Annotated in this window: 13 protein-coding genes; 5 read left to right on the top strand and 8 right to left on the bottom strand. The window is 40.9% G+C overall.

Annotated elements, in window-relative coordinates; genetic code table 11:
• Positions 1-38: 38 nt before the first annotated feature.
• The 4 genes from J8Z24_RS19715 to J8Z24_RS19700 form a co-directional block, all read right to left on the bottom strand.
• Complete coding sequence (locus J8Z24_RS19715; RefSeq protein WP_252095697.1) at positions 39-743, bottom strand: response regulator transcription factor; 705 nt, start codon at positions 741-743, stop codon at positions 39-41.
• A gap of 340 nt (positions 744-1,083) precedes the next feature.
• A complete protein-coding gene (locus J8Z24_RS19710; protein ID WP_252095696.1) occupies positions 1,084-1,788 on the bottom strand; it encodes a hypothetical protein in 705 nt (234 codons plus the stop codon).
• A gap of 105 nt (positions 1,789-1,893) precedes the next feature.
• Positions 1,894-2,223: a hypothetical protein gene (locus J8Z24_RS19705; protein WP_252095695.1), complete on the bottom strand. Its 330-nt coding sequence runs from the start codon at positions 2,221-2,223 to the stop codon at positions 1,894-1,896.
• 147 nt (positions 2,224-2,370) lie between these two features.
• Positions 2,371-2,673: a helix-turn-helix domain-containing protein gene (locus tag J8Z24_RS19700; RefSeq protein ID WP_147391086.1), complete on the bottom strand. Its 303-nt coding sequence runs from the start codon at positions 2,671-2,673 to the stop codon at positions 2,371-2,373.
• A 282-nt stretch (positions 2,674-2,955) separates the two neighbouring features.
• Here J8Z24_RS19700 and J8Z24_RS19695 point away from each other — a divergent pair, with 282 nt between their 5' ends.
• Positions 2,956-3,189 (top strand): hypothetical protein, encoded by a 234-nt coding sequence (locus J8Z24_RS19695; RefSeq protein WP_176032780.1) that lies wholly within the window; start codon positions 2,956-2,958, stop codon positions 3,187-3,189.
• 167 nt (positions 3,190-3,356) lie between these two features.
• Here the strand turns inward: J8Z24_RS19695 and J8Z24_RS19690 are convergent, their stop codons facing one another.
• Positions 3,357-3,803: a methyltransferase family protein gene (locus J8Z24_RS19690; protein ID WP_176032781.1), complete on the bottom strand. Its 447-nt coding sequence runs from the start codon at positions 3,801-3,803 to the stop codon at positions 3,357-3,359.
• 660 nt (positions 3,804-4,463) lie between these two features.
• Complete coding sequence (locus tag J8Z24_RS19685) at positions 4,464-5,183, bottom strand: type 1 glutamine amidotransferase (protein ID WP_176032782.1); 720 nt, start codon at positions 5,181-5,183, stop codon at positions 4,464-4,466.
• Between the two features lie 160 nt (positions 5,184-5,343).
• On the opposite strand from J8Z24_RS19685, the gene J8Z24_RS19680 reads away from it, so the two are divergent.
• The 4 genes from J8Z24_RS19680 to J8Z24_RS19665 all read left to right on the top strand — a co-directional run bounded on the left by J8Z24_RS19680 (position 5,344) and on the right by J8Z24_RS19665 (position 9,946).
• Positions 5,344-6,054 carry an AraC family transcriptional regulator gene (locus J8Z24_RS19680; protein WP_252095694.1) on the top strand — a complete coding sequence of 237 codons (711 nt, stop codon included), beginning with the start codon at positions 5,344-5,346 and terminating at the stop codon, positions 6,052-6,054.
• A 167-nt stretch (positions 6,055-6,221) separates the two neighbouring features.
• A complete protein-coding gene (locus J8Z24_RS19675) occupies positions 6,222-8,126 on the top strand; it encodes a S9 family peptidase (RefSeq protein ID WP_176032784.1) in 1,905 nt (634 codons plus the stop codon).
• A gap of 388 nt (positions 8,127-8,514) precedes the next feature.
• A complete protein-coding gene (locus J8Z24_RS19670) occupies positions 8,515-9,270 on the top strand; it encodes a type 1 glutamine amidotransferase domain-containing protein (RefSeq protein WP_176032785.1) in 756 nt (251 codons plus the stop codon).
• 277 nt (positions 9,271-9,547) lie between these two features.
• A complete protein-coding gene (locus J8Z24_RS19665) occupies positions 9,548-9,946 on the top strand; it encodes a hypothetical protein (protein WP_128730637.1) in 399 nt (132 codons plus the stop codon).
• A 206-nt stretch (positions 9,947-10,152) separates the two neighbouring features.
• Here the strand turns inward: J8Z24_RS19665 and J8Z24_RS19660 are convergent, their stop codons facing one another.
• Positions 10,153-11,757 carry a methyl-accepting chemotaxis protein gene (locus J8Z24_RS19660; protein WP_176032786.1) on the bottom strand — a complete coding sequence of 535 codons (1,605 nt, stop codon included), beginning with the start codon at positions 11,755-11,757 and terminating at the stop codon, positions 10,153-10,155.
• A 390-nt stretch (positions 11,758-12,147) separates the two neighbouring features.
• Positions 12,148-14,160, bottom strand: a complete 2,013-nt coding sequence (locus J8Z24_RS19655) for a methyl-accepting chemotaxis protein (RefSeq protein WP_252095693.1) — start codon at positions 14,158-14,160, stop codon at positions 12,148-12,150.
• Between the last annotated feature and the right edge of the window lie 185 nt (positions 14,161-14,345).

Raw genomic sequence — 14,345 nt, 5'->3', positions numbered from 1 at the left:
GTAGGGCAATGGTGCACATTGCTACCACTAGGGGTAACTTAGTTTGTAGTTTCATTTAATGGGGTCGCAATAAACTGGTAGCCTTGGCCGTAAATGGTCTGTATCCAGCAGGGGTTTTGTCGATTGTCATTGAGCTTTTTGCGCAGGTTCGCAATATGTGTATCGATTGCTCTGTCAGTAATGTCGGAAGCATTTGGCCATGCCTGAGTGATCAGCATATCCCGTGAGAAGACTTTTTTAGCGTTGCTGGCTAGTGTGTATAACAGCGCAAACTCAAGGCTTGTAAAACGGATGGCGGTATCGTTGAGTGTTACAGTATGGTATTCAGGGTCTATTTGTAACCCGTTAAAGTAAAGAACACGACCGTGTTTGGTGGGATGTAGTCTGTTTAATAGCGCTTTTACTCTGTACGTTAGCTCTCGCGGGCTAAATGGCTTACAGACATAGTCATCAGCTCCCAATCTGAACCCCTCTATGCGCTCAGCCTCTGTTTTTTTGGCCGACAATAAAATACTCGGGATATTGTGCTCAACGGCACTTTGCAACAGTTCAAGGCCACTGCCATCAGGCAACATAATATCCAGAATGGCTAAGTCAAAATCCTCTTTATACAACACTTTTTTCGCAATTTCGTGGGTGGTTAAGTGAGTTACACAATAACCCGCGTGTTCAAGGTAAGCACTAACTATATCAGCAGTATCTTGCTCATCTTCGACATAAATAATACGTGTGTTTAACTTCATTGCACTAGAAATTTCCTGATCAGCGAGGCTTGCCACCGAGGGTGAAAAAACACCTGAGATTGTTCAACATCCATTCTAAAACAACCAAGGAGATTTACATACAAAATTTTGTTGTTTCAAGGGAGAAAGCAGTGGCAAAACGCAGTGAGCGGGTCACTACTTTTGCGGTCTTGCTGGGGAAGTTTCACGGACATCTGTCCCAAACTTTAAGCAAGTCAAGGGTTGTAGGGTGACCAAATCAACAGAAGAATAGCAAGAATCTCACGAAACTAGGTAGCAGACACCCATCATAATATAGTTGCAAATTGGCGTGGGTGTCTGTGCTAATTCCTTCTTTTTATCACAGCGATTGTTTATCGGTTTTGTGCATTATCTCATTGTCATTGTCATTGTCATTGTCATTGTCATTGCCATCATCTTCCTGTTCTGGGCGTTGATTTTCTACAAAAATAGTGGCGAGTAAAATAGTTACAACACAAGAAAGTAGAATACTTTTAGCGTAGGGGTAGCTTTTGTAAACCCAATTCCAGCTCCAGAAGGGTTTGGCCGTTGCTTCTGAGACGCCGAAGATATAGTCCATATTTCGAAACAAGTTTTCTACAAATGCGGCTAAGTCCACAACGATAAATAATATATAGATACCGTATAATAAAATATCAGCATAGGTAATGTAGATCGCTCTCCAGTTATCGGGTTGGAAGCGGCGCATAAATAATAAAGAATACATCACCCGTTTTCTTAGTATTAAAAGAACAGAGACATCAACAAAAAAGTGTATTAAATAGACCATAAAGTTCTTTTTGTACGCAGGGTCTTCTTGCATAAAAACAGCGATCATTTTGAGTAACCCAAGCTCAATAGCTGTAAACAAGAATAAAATTAAGATGATATGTACAATATTAACCTGAGTACGAAAGCACACGGCGATGAGAATAAGCGTTCCTAAAATAACTAAGGCATAATTAAAATTGGTATAGAAGTATAAATATGACAGTAGCCCTGTAAAAACCATAGCTATGCAGTAAAAGAACCACGAAGTTTTCATGTACTAAAATTCCTTCATTCTTTATATCATCACAAAGTTCGAGTACGGCTTAAGGTTATACTGCACCCAGAAATTTCGCTTGTTAGGTTGATCATCTGTAAGCCTCTATCCCCTTGGATCATCGTATTGGTCCATACCAGAGCCACCCGTAACTTTATGCAGCTCTCGTGCATTGAGCACTAAAGGAGCAATATTGTTAACCTGCTCACCTCTTGGGTCTTTAGCTTGGTCTAAACCTGAACCACCCACTATTCGATACTGCTGTGACTCTGTCATGACATTACCGCTGCGATAGCATTCAGCACAATATTTGTCACGATTAGCGCTATCAAGTAAATGCTCATTAGTGACTTTTATTATTTTACTTATAAACTCTTTTATCATGATAAAGAAAAAGGTTAGTATGCTTACTCTTACATTTTTGAATAGCTGCATGTTGATTTCCCTTCAGGATTATTTTCGGTGTTTTGGTTAGCACTACTTTATCGCGAAACACCAAAAATGAGAATCACTTGTTGCTTATGCTGTAAACAAGTGAAACTAAAGAGGTACTATTAACGAGTAGGTGTTAACACATCAAGGCTACTGACCTTTGGGGCTTTTACGTTTTTTTGCAGGAGAAGGACTTTCTCGCCATAGTTTTACGTCCTTCATTTTGGAGCGTAAATCCATAAAATAGTCTGTAATTGGGTTGACATCCATACCACAATAAGTACTCCACTCTAAAAAGTACTCGAATGAAAACTTTCGAATTCCTTTTTCATACTCTTCATAGGTTTGCCGCCGGATCCCTACTAAGTCAGCCATCTGCTGGGTGGTTTTATCAGCCGACATTCGCAGTCTTCGAAGATCATCACCTGTACACTTAAATCGGGTTCTGCCCACTCACTTAATCCTTTTTAATCGGGCTCGCGGATATGCGAAAGGTAAATTTTACGCCGTTACTGTTTCTATTTTGTAAAATCTGGATTGTAACTGCATGTACTAAATTTGCAAGTTTGTTTTACTTTAATGTTGCTAAAATGGTTCGGATTAATTTTAAGCTTCTGATTTTTATTTATTTGTATTTTTTTATTTTGTGAAATGTTCTGTTCGGCAGAATTTTCAGGCGAAGTTTTTGATAAGCTTAATTTCATAAACATAAGGGTTAGTTATTAAGGACATTATATGGATTATCTACGCCAGTATAACGATCTGCATATTTACTATGCGGCATTAAAAAAAGCGAGCATGAAGGAACCAGAAGTGCCTGAGTCAACGGTTAAGTGGCTATCACTTGTGGAAACGACGCTATTTGAGCTACAAGAGCTTGCGCACATGGAAAAAGCCTATATGCAGAAATCCAAAACGATGAGTAACTTAGTTGAGCTTGTTTATGCCAGCGCACCTACAAGGGATTGACGGTAATATATTTTCGGTGAAGGGGAGGGCCGGTTTTACTGGCATCCCCCTTTTTTAGATACTGTTTAATTCACCTTAGCACCCCTCCAAACACAGGCACCCACCACAATGTCGATGCAAATTGGCGTGGGTGTCAGAGTTAGAGTATGTTGCTGCTCTGTTACGCTTCAAATCCAGCGGCGAACTTTTCTACAGTATACTTCATATTCTGCACCAAACTTGGCGTGCATCATTCGCTCTTCGTACGGTATATACCATCTATCAGTTATTAAGAAGAAAGCAGCTGTCAGTAAAAAAGATGAAAGAGAGCCACCTAAAAGTATAGCAAAACCAAATATGGCGACAGTGAATCCAAGGTACATCGGGTTTCGAGTATATTTATAAATCCCACTTGCTACCAAGACCGTCGGTTCATCAAACGCCATAATGTTAGTCTCGAGTTTTTTGAATAACTTTTTACCTGTCATTGAAATGATAAAGCCAATACCAATAATAGATATGCCAATTAGGTTATATGGAAAACCGAATGAATGTGGGAAGCCTGCTGCCCAGCAAATAAGGCCCATAGCAATAATAAAAATTAAGAACAAAAATGGTGGTAACAGCATTTTCATCTAAGCACTCCTTTGATAAAGCTTGAGCATACAAGAATCATTTTATCAGTACCTTGACCTATGTTAAGCCTATCTCGCGACGAATACACGAGAGCGTAACATTCGTAATACCTAAATACATCGTAATACGGCGAAGGGCATACACTGACAGTCATCACTGAATGTATTTAGAAACGCCAAGTAACGCCCCTTCGCAGATAGTAAAATAAAGCCAGCCTCTCTCTTTTCTTTCTTCCACACTCAGTGTTTTAACATTTTGCGCACTAAGTCTCCCCAACTATTATTTAGCTTATACTTGCAAAAGCCCCGCCTTTTCTGACCAAGGATTTATTGCGTTCGTTGCCACTTTGATCAATATAAAAATACCGACTTACACCACAAAGAACAAAGCGGACATCGAGAGGAAAATCGCCATTTGAAAAGATGTACTCTTTTGAACAGCAGTGCCTACAACTAAAAAACACGAGCGCGGTGCTCATATCTGAAGAGCTTATAGTAGAATGTGTTATGTCGGCGTTTTATTCAGTGGTTGCAATAGTGTTACCTCTACTAAACAAACAAATTAAAAAGCACTACGCTTTATTCAGGTATGGGCAACCGTAGTACTTAAACGCTTTCATATCACGCTATATTGTTAAAACGCTAACTGTTGCGGATCACTTAATTAAGCGAATTGCTATAAAAGCGCTCTAACTTATCTAAAAAATCATGCAGCTTTTGATTCATTTCTTGATAGTCATGATTAAGTAATACCTCTGGTTCGTCGACAAATCGATAGTGAGACGCTTTAGTTAAGTCCTCATTTGCCATAAGTAATGCGACGACTTCTTTCGTTAACTCCATATGGCACTGGAAGCCATATACCAACTCTTGATAGGCGACAATTTGCCTTGGGCACCCCTCGCTATATGCAATTACTTGTGCTCCATTGGTAAGCCCTGGCATATCATTATGCCAATGACCCACATCCAATACTTGTCCAAAATGACTAAATAGCGTGTGTTGCATCCCGGCTTCTGTCAAGGTTATCGGGTATTTTCCGATTTCACGTTCAGGGCTAGGTTCAAATGTTGCTCCTAGTGCTTCACCAATAAGCTGGGCTCCTAAGCATATACCAAGCACAACTTTTCCTGCTGTAATGGAGCTTAAAATAATAGCTTGCTCACTTTTTGCATCGAAATGTGGGCATTGTTCAATCGTTGTTGACGGATCTTGAGGGCCGCCCATTACTATTAAAAAATCTATGTCTTCGATACTTTTTGGAAGTGATTCGGCTTGATAAACTCGTGAGTAGGTGATGGTGTGGCCGCGTTTTTCAGCCCATACTTCGTAGACACCGGGCGCTTCAAAATGTTCATGGATGATAAAGTGAATATTCATCTTTCAACCTTTCGATTAATGTAAGCCATAGATGTTATATCAAATTATCATGGCGTCATTTATAATAACTGACGTTTAATGTTGATAAGTCGCCAAAATGCAAGCAAATGACCTAATCAAAAACGCTCCGCATACACAATTCATAACAAAGACGATTAATATGGCGGCTGGTTATATTGATGACTTACACTGTCATTCGTGGCACCAAATCGTGTTTCCATTGCGAGGGCTACTACAGTCAAATATTGGGGATAAACGTAGCATAGTGCCTCACAATGGCATGCTTTACATACCTGCACATACAATTCATAAATCCATCGCAGTGACCAATACAACGTTTTTAGCGATTTACCTCAACCCTGAAAAGTATGTTCAATATGCGCAGCAACCTAAATCTTGTCAGGTCACACCCTTTATCAAAGCATTGATATTAATGCTGTTTGAAACCAATACGCACAAGCAACCACAAGCGAATATCACGCATTTATTGACGGTATTGCGAGATCAAATTGATGTGGCAACAAGTTATGAAATCCCTTTGCTCATTCCTGCTGATAAGCGGCTTTTATCCATTTTCTCCCAACTAAAAGCGCAGCCATATCTTTCATTTACGTTAAAGGAATGGGCAACTAAAGTGGGTGCTTCAGAGCGTACTTTGTCTCGATTATGCGCTAGAGAGTTTTCTCAATCATTTGCACGATGGCGGCAAAACATAAGGTTAGTGTTATCTTTGCAATTGTTGGACTCGCAAAAAACCATACAGGAAGTTGCCGTTGAGCTGGGCTATGCCTCTGACTCTGCTTTTGTCCAAGCTTTTAAGAAGCTATTCAACCAAACACCAAAAAAGTACCGTACTGATAACTTACAGTAAAACGCAGGCTGGCTTACTACATTGAGTAAAACTCCATCACCTTATGGTGTAAAGTGGCCATGCTTCATCAACTTTGCTTAGGGTTAAAGTATCTTGTCGCGTATTCTTTTAAGTTTTCTTCTTATTATGTAGTCTAACTGGGTTTTGATTAGTGGAGACATTTGCCGATGTTGCGAATTTTTTTATGTGCTAGCTTAGGGTTAGCACCAATAGTGGGGGTATCAGCCCAAGAGGTAATGACCCCAGAGAAGCTATGGCAAGTAAAGCGCGTAAGTGCACTTGGGTTATCTAAAGATAAAACACATGTGATTTACCGAGTTACTACACCAAGCGTTGAGAATAATGATTTTGATAGTAAAGTGTATCAAGTACCATTAAAAGGCGGCACTGCGCAGCTACTCACCGCTTATCAGGGAGTGCTATCAGATAACAATGTGTCACCTGATGGTAGCAAAAAGTTATTCCATGATAGCGTTAAAGTAGAGTCTGTTTTAGCCACAGATAGATACCAAGCATTAACTCAAGCCAATGCTTATGTATTTGACGATTTAAACTACCGTCATTGGGATACATGGAAAGATGGCAGCGTTAAACATGTTTTTTATCAAGACCTTATCACGGAAGAAAAAGTCGACATTATGAAAGGGATGCCTTTTGATAGTCCAACGTCACCATTTGGTGGCTCCAGTGACTACATTTGGGGCCCTAAAGGTGAGAATATCTACTATGTCAGTAAAAAACTGACCGGCACAGAGTATGTAACAAGCACCAACACTGATATTTATCGCTACAACTTAGCCAGTAAGAAAACCACAAACCTGACAGAGCAAAACTTAGGTTATGATAAAAGTCCTGAATTTTCGCCAACAGGCCAGCTTGCTTTTTTGCGTATGGATGAGCCTGGTAACGAAGCTGATAAAAACGACATAATTGTTAATCTGGGTGAAAGAGAAATAAACCTGACGGCACACTGGGATGGCACGGTGAGTAGCTTTGAATGGAGCCACGATGGTAAGCACATTTATTTTATCGCGCCAATAGACGGTACAATTCAGCTGTTTCAGGTTGCAGTAAATCGTAAAACAAAAGATAAGCCAAAAATTAAGCAGTTAACCAAGGGTATGTTTGATGTCAATGGCATCGTTGCAGCCTTGGATGGTCAGCTGGTGGTTACGCGAAATAGCATGAACCAAGCGAAAGAGATTTTCCGTTTTGATCTTAATAGCAAAAAGCTTGTCGCGCTAACCAACGTAAACGAAGCACTGTATGCAGGTCTTGATTTACCGAATGTTGAAAAACGAATGGTGAAGACAAAAGACGGTGAAGATATGCTAACGTGGGTGATCTATCCACCTAATTTTGATAAGCGCAAGCAATATCCAACCCTGTTATATCTACAAGGTGGTCCGCAGTCACCGTTGTCTCAGTTTTATTCATACCGCTGGAATTTCCAAGTGATGGCATCACAGGGCTACATTGTGGTGGCACCAAATCGTCGTGGTATGCCAGGTCATGGTGTGAAGTGGAATAAAGACATAAGCCAAGACTGGGGTGGCAAGGTAATGCAAGACTACCTTGATGCGATAGATAATGTGGCTAAAGAATCTTACGTTGACAACAAACGAATTGCAGCTATTGGTGCAAGTTTTGGTGGTTACTCTGCATTTTACTTAGCTGGTAAACATGAAGGGCGATTTAAAACCTTTATCTCTCACTGTGGTATTTTTGACTTACGCAGTATGTATGGCACAACGGAAGAAATGTTCTTCGTGAACAATGAACTTGGTGGTGCGTATTGGGAGAAAAATAACGCGGCAATCAACAAGGCTTACGCGCAATTTAATCCAATCAGCTATGTCGACAAATGGGATGCTCCCATGTTTGTGATCCATGGTGGTAAAGACTACCGAGTTCCTCTAAGCCAAGGCATGCAAGCTTTTCAGGCAGCTAAATTACGTGGACTAAAAAGCCGTTTCTTATATTTCCCTGAAGAAAACCACTGGGTACTGACACCGCAAAACGGCATAGTATGGCAGCGCGAATTCTTCAAGTGGTTAGATGAGACACTATAGTCAATATAACAATCATCATTGATTGAATAATAAAACTGTACGCGGAATAGCAACGTCTTTGAGTCGTTGTTATTCCGATACAAAAACAGGCGGTTAATGTTGTATCTGCGACTTTTAATCGTAATCTTCGTAATTAAGAAACTTACTCTCCAATAAAAAAATGCTGTCAAAAACCTTGCTACGGCAGTGTGCTATCAACAAGATAGCTATCCCATATAGACAAAGTAAAAGTGTCGCTAACAAGCAACCTTTATCGCAATGCTTGAGTTGGACCAATCTATTTGAGTCCAATGAGTTTAACTTTCAGGTGTTATCAACCTATGTAAATGAAGTAGGTAATGAAGCGCGCTACAGTGTAATCACTGAAAACAAATAGGGTGATTAGCATATGATTAAACAGATATTTTTGATTTTTATTTTGACGATTGGCAGTTTTACTTCGGCGGCAAACGCATCTAATGAGCACACAGTATTAATCGTACTAACCAGCCATGATCAACTTGGCACTACGGGGCGAAAAACAGGGTTTTGGCTCCCTGAATTAACACACCCATATTACCGTTTAAAAAAGGCTAATATCAACGTGGATATTGCCAGCATTAAAGGTGGCCTTGCACCAATAGATGCAAAAGCATTGGCTGAGCCGGACGATTACCATCAGGTTTTTTTAAATGACGCGGAGTTAATGACTAAGGTGATCAATACGATCCCACTAAACCAAATAGATGCAAATGAATATGATGCGGTAATTTTTAGTGGCGGATCTGGGCCTATGTGGGATTTCCCTGACAATCGTGATGTTGCGCGTGTCGCTTCCGATATTTTAAATAAAAATGGAGTACTTGCTGCTGTTTGTCATGGTGTAGCAGCGATCACGAATGTTAAACTTGCGAACGGAGATTATTTAGTTAAAGGTAAGCGGGTTACAGGGTTTAGCAATCAAGAGGAAAGTGATTTAGGGACAACGGATATCGTCCCATTTCTATTGCAAAACCGGCTTATCGAACGTGGCGGTATTTACTCCTCATCAGCTGCATGGCAAACCAATGTAATAGAAGATGGTCAGTTAATTACGGGACAAAACCCAGCATCAGCAACACTGCTCGCAGAGAGAGTTATCGCGAAGCTAAAAGCAAATAATTGACGCAGCCTGCGGGATTTACTAAAGGCTCACAACTTTGTGTTCAACAGAAAGTAGCCTGTGTGGCGACAAGTCTTGTTAAGCTAGTTGAGTTTCAAGTGAGTTGGCAGCTATAGCGTATATAAATCGTAGGCATACTCGAGTAATCTGAGCTTCGGATGAGGGATGTCTTTTTTAACACGTTTGGTTTGGCGCTACTTCCATTTTCAAAAACAACGAGCTAACTTACTCATAGTCCCAGTCTCAGGTTAAACAGTTCACAGGAATAGGAAAATAAAAAATGTATAAAAGGATAATGAGCGCGCTTTGGATGTTGTTGGCTGTGCAGAGCCAAGCTGCAGAAGAGGCGTTGACAATAGACAGTGTAGTACCAAGTCATATGGAGCTGGCCTTTCCAAACGATGCTAAGGTGTATCCAGACAGCAGTGATTTTACAGTGCTTAACGCTGTGCTGATGAGTAATGATAGCGGTGAACGATTTGCAACAGTTACCCTTAAAAACCAATCAAGTGGACGGCGCACATTAACGCACAAACACCTGTTAGCATTGACGGCAAATGGTCAACGGATCATGCCTATGGAGCTTTCAGAGCACTTTAATGGTGGGGAAACCCTCTCGTTAACGTTATCGTTTGGTGAGAGTAAATTCCCATTGCTCCAAGTTTACACAAGAAATTAGTTTCGACCCTACCTGAGGCTAATTTAATTCGCGGGTTATAGATGTAAGCTAGCCATTTCATAGGCCAATTATTGCGTAATTGAGAGTGGCGTCTGCGCAGCGATATTCATTCCTACAAGATAAGAATGCTTACGCACTTGAGACACAAGCACGTAAGGTTAAACTTATAGATTAAAAATGGCAATAAAGCGCTTGATTGATCAACCTTACGTGCGCAAATTAAATTTTTGCACCAGTTGCGCCAGTGTTGCTGCTTGAGTACTCAGAGCCTCACCAGAGCGTGCGGCAACTTGAGTGTCTTGCAGTGAGTTTCGGCTTGATTCTTCAATATGCGAAACATCACGCGCCATTTCACTTGCCACAACTGACTGCTCTTCTGTTGCTGTTGCAATAGATTGGATCATGGAAGCAATTTCTGAGGCACTTTTCACGATTTCTCCAAGTTGAGAGCCAGCGGCTTCGGCCATCACGACACTTTGCTCTACTTGGCTGACGCTACTTTGCATTGAGTTGACCGCGTGATCAGTTTGTTGCTGTATTGACTGTACTGTCGAAACGACTTCCTCAGTGGCTTGTGAAGTGCGTTCCGCTAAGGTTCTAACTTCATCTGCTACGACAGCAAAGCCTCGTCCTTGCTCTCCAGCTCTCGCTGCTTCTATGGCTGCATTAAGCGCGAGCAAGTTAGTTTGCTCGGCAATACTACCTATGACACCTATCACATTACCAATTTGGCTGCTCAGCTCTCCAAGGCTAGTAACATTGCCTGCGGTGTTTTGTACGTCCTTTGACGCTGCTCTTATCTTGTCTATTGTTTCGCCGACAGATTTACCGCCTTGGCTAGCAAGAGAGCGAGCTTGCTCTGCATGCCCAGCTGCAATTTGACTTTGTGCTGCCACTTCCGACACTGTGGCACTCATTTCTTCAATTGCGGTAGCCACTTGGGTTGATTGATCTGAAGATGTTTGGCTTCGCACAGCTATCTGATTATTTGTTTCAGCAATACAATGGCTAGAGGTACGCACCTCACCGACAACTTTGCTAATTTCTTTTAGAAGGTGGTTAAGGGAGGCTGCCATTTTATTTGTTGATGTTGCCAAGCTGTCTATTTCATCCTGGTTTTGATGAATAATATCAGGTTGAGAAATATCTCCATTACTGACACGCTCAGCAATTTCTAGTACCTGATTTAATCTAGTGATAATAGATTTATTTAATGAGTGAGCAATTACTATGCCTAATATCGCGGCAATTATACAAATAGTAATAATAATCAAAAGCGTTGAGTTTAATCCATTAACCAACTGGTCGAGAGATTGAGTCGCATCGTCTCGTTCCTCAGTTGCAGAGACAGTTAATATTTTTTTCAAAGGTTGGAGATAGTTTTTGTCTGCGAGCTGAATAGCACGGGTGCTGCTTTGTGCATTACCGTTGCTGGCGAAAATCGTGGCATCTATCTGTTTATTGTATTGAGACATCAAGCGCATAATCTCAGCCATTTTTTGTCGGTCAGATGCTTTGGCCGATTCATAGAAATACAAGGTTTCATGTGTTTCTTTAAAGTCTTCTAATAACTTATTAAACTGCTGCTTTTTACTCAGATCACCATTCGCATATTCCAGTGCAGATGCCTCAAGTCTATGACCTATATCCAATAATTTGTTGTAATAGATCATACCGGGTAGATCATCATTTTTGATCTCAAGTGCGAGCGTTGTTTCAGTCGACACTTTAAACCATACGAAAATACTTGATAGTGTCATGAGTAAAATCAGAGTACCAAATGCGAAATAGAGTTTTTTACTTAGCTTCATTGTTACAACCAGAGAGTAGAGAGTCTTTATTGAGATAAATTATTTTTATGTGCACTGTAATTAGTTTTTAGTAAAGCTGCGGTTTCATGGCATTTAATCGTAACGAATTGTTATGATTAAATGCCATCGAGGAAAATGAGATAGGCCAGTTAGACATACCGGAGTATTTCATTTTTAGATATATAGCACGCAGCGTAAAGAGGCATTTTGCACTGATTTACTTATACACTGGATTGAGGGTTATTGCATTATTTATTGCGCTTAGTTGAATTTTATTTGACGTGAATCAGCCATTTAAAAGGCGAATTTATGGATGTGAAAACCCGTTGAGACGAATAAGAATAATTGTTGATAAGGAGAGGTGCGGTGGCTTTAACCGCACTTAATTTGCTAACGTTTTAGCTTAAATCTTTGAACTAACTCCGATAGCGCTTTAGCTTGTTGGTTTAGTTCTTTGGCCGAATGCGCAGCGACTTGAGTATCATTCAATGAACTTTGGCTAGATTGCTCTATGTGAGCAATATCTTTTGCCATTTCACTGGCCACAACAGATTGTTGCTCAGTTGCTGTTGCAATAGATTGAATCATCGTTGCGATTTCCGATGCGCCTTTTACTATGTCTTCTAATAGCGAACCGGCTTTTTCAGCCATAGTAACGCTTTGCTCAACCTGTGCAACGCTGCTTTCCATTGAGGCTACGGCATGCTCCGTCTGTGTTTGGATAGATTGAACAGTTGACACTACTTCATCGGTGGCTTTGGATGTTCTTTCTGCTAATGTCCTTACTTCGTCTGCGACCACGGCAAAACCCCGTCCTTGCTCACCTGCACGAGCAGCTTCTATGGCTGCATTCAACGCCAGTAGATTCGTCTGCTCTGCGATACTACCGATCACACTTATTACATTACCAATTTGATTACTAAGCTCTCCTAGGTTGGTTACATTATCAGCGGTGTTTTGTACATTACTTGATGCTTCTTTTATTTTAGTTATGGTTTGACCAACCGAGTCGCCACCTGCACTGGCTGAAACTCTGGCTTGATCTGCATGCCCCGCAGCGACTTGGCTTTGCGAGGCTACTTCAGAAACCGTTGCGCTCATTTGCTCAATTGCAGTTGCGACCTGTGTAGATTGCTCTGACGCGCTTTGGCTTCTATTTGCTATCTGGCTATTAGTATCCGAGATTTCATTACTGGAGACTTGCACATCGTGAACCACTTTAGTGATAGCCACAAGTAGAGTATTCAGCGATGCTGACATTTTGTTTGTGGCATCCGCAAGACCGTCAATTTCATCAACACCGTCGTGACTAATATCTGGTTGGGATATATCTCCTTCGCTGATCCGTTCAGCCACTTCCAGTACCTTGTTCAATCTAGAAACAATTGATTTGCTGATGAAAAATGCAATGGTTGCACCGAATATTGCGGCAATCAATGTGATCAGAATGATGATAAGTAGCGTGGTATTTAATCCATCTACTAGCAAGTCGAGTGCGCTTTCTGCATCGTGGCGCTCTTCCTCAGATGAAACACTGAGAATTTTTGCAAGCTCGACCAATAAGCTGTTGTCGAGCTGCTGAAGGCTAGCTACTGCACGAGCTTTTGCACCGCCGTCATACTCGCTAAATATGTACTCCGCTTCTTTTTGAATTTCATCATACATTGACTCAATGGTTGCAATGTCTTTTACTTCGTTTGCTTTTTGTTCAAGTGGTTTGAGTTTTGCGAGATAATGCTTGAAACTATCAGAATCTTCCTTAAATTCTGCTTTTGCTCCCGGTTCACCCATGGTGTAGGCAATAATTGCCGCGAGCATATCGCCTGATTCATCGACTAACTCAAGGTAGTAGCGCACGCCAGGTAAATCATCGCTGAGGGATTCCTGTAAATTGGTAGACTGCAGCGCATCATTGAATTCTTGCTCTTTGGCTTTGTCTAAAATGGACTCTAAATCTTCACCTATGGTTTGTTTGAGCTTATAGACGCGGCTTTTGATCCGTTCGTGAGATGTGGGATCATAGGAATCGAATACCTGGCGGTTAACTTTTTCGTGAAATTGAGTCATGGTATTTAAGATTATTGCCATTTTTTCCCGATCAGATTGCTTGGCTGACTCGTACTTGTACAGCTCCTGCTGAGTTTGCTTAAATTGAGCAAATAACTGGTTGAAATCGCTTTTTTTACTAATGTCGCCGTTGATGTATTCAAGCGCTGATGTTTTGAGCTTATGCTCTATATCGATGAGTTTGTTATATAACAATATACCGGGTAAGTCGTCATTTTTAACTTCTAATGCTCGAGCTGTTTCGGTTGAAACTTTAACCCAAACAAATGCGCTCGAACAAGTCATTAGCAGTATTAATGCGCCGAACGCTACAAAGAGCTTTTTACTTAAATTCATAACACACCTATTTGGTAGATAGCGTGCTTTTCCTTGCCCGTAGAGTTATCGTTCAATGAGCCTAAGTCAAAAATGAGCATAGCTATGTCACCTTTGTACGATCAGCTGCCGATCCAGCGAAACGATATTGTGGTTGGTTAAAAATCGAGGTTTGCATAACTAACCGATTTCAATCCCAGATTAAA

The sequence above is a fragment of the Pseudoalteromonas sp. SCSIO 43201 genome, assembly GCF_023716725.1.
Classification (GTDB): domain Bacteria; phylum Pseudomonadota; class Gammaproteobacteria; order Enterobacterales; family Alteromonadaceae; genus Pseudoalteromonas; species Pseudoalteromonas peptidolytica.
This window is presented reverse-complemented; position numbering and strand designations above follow the sequence as displayed.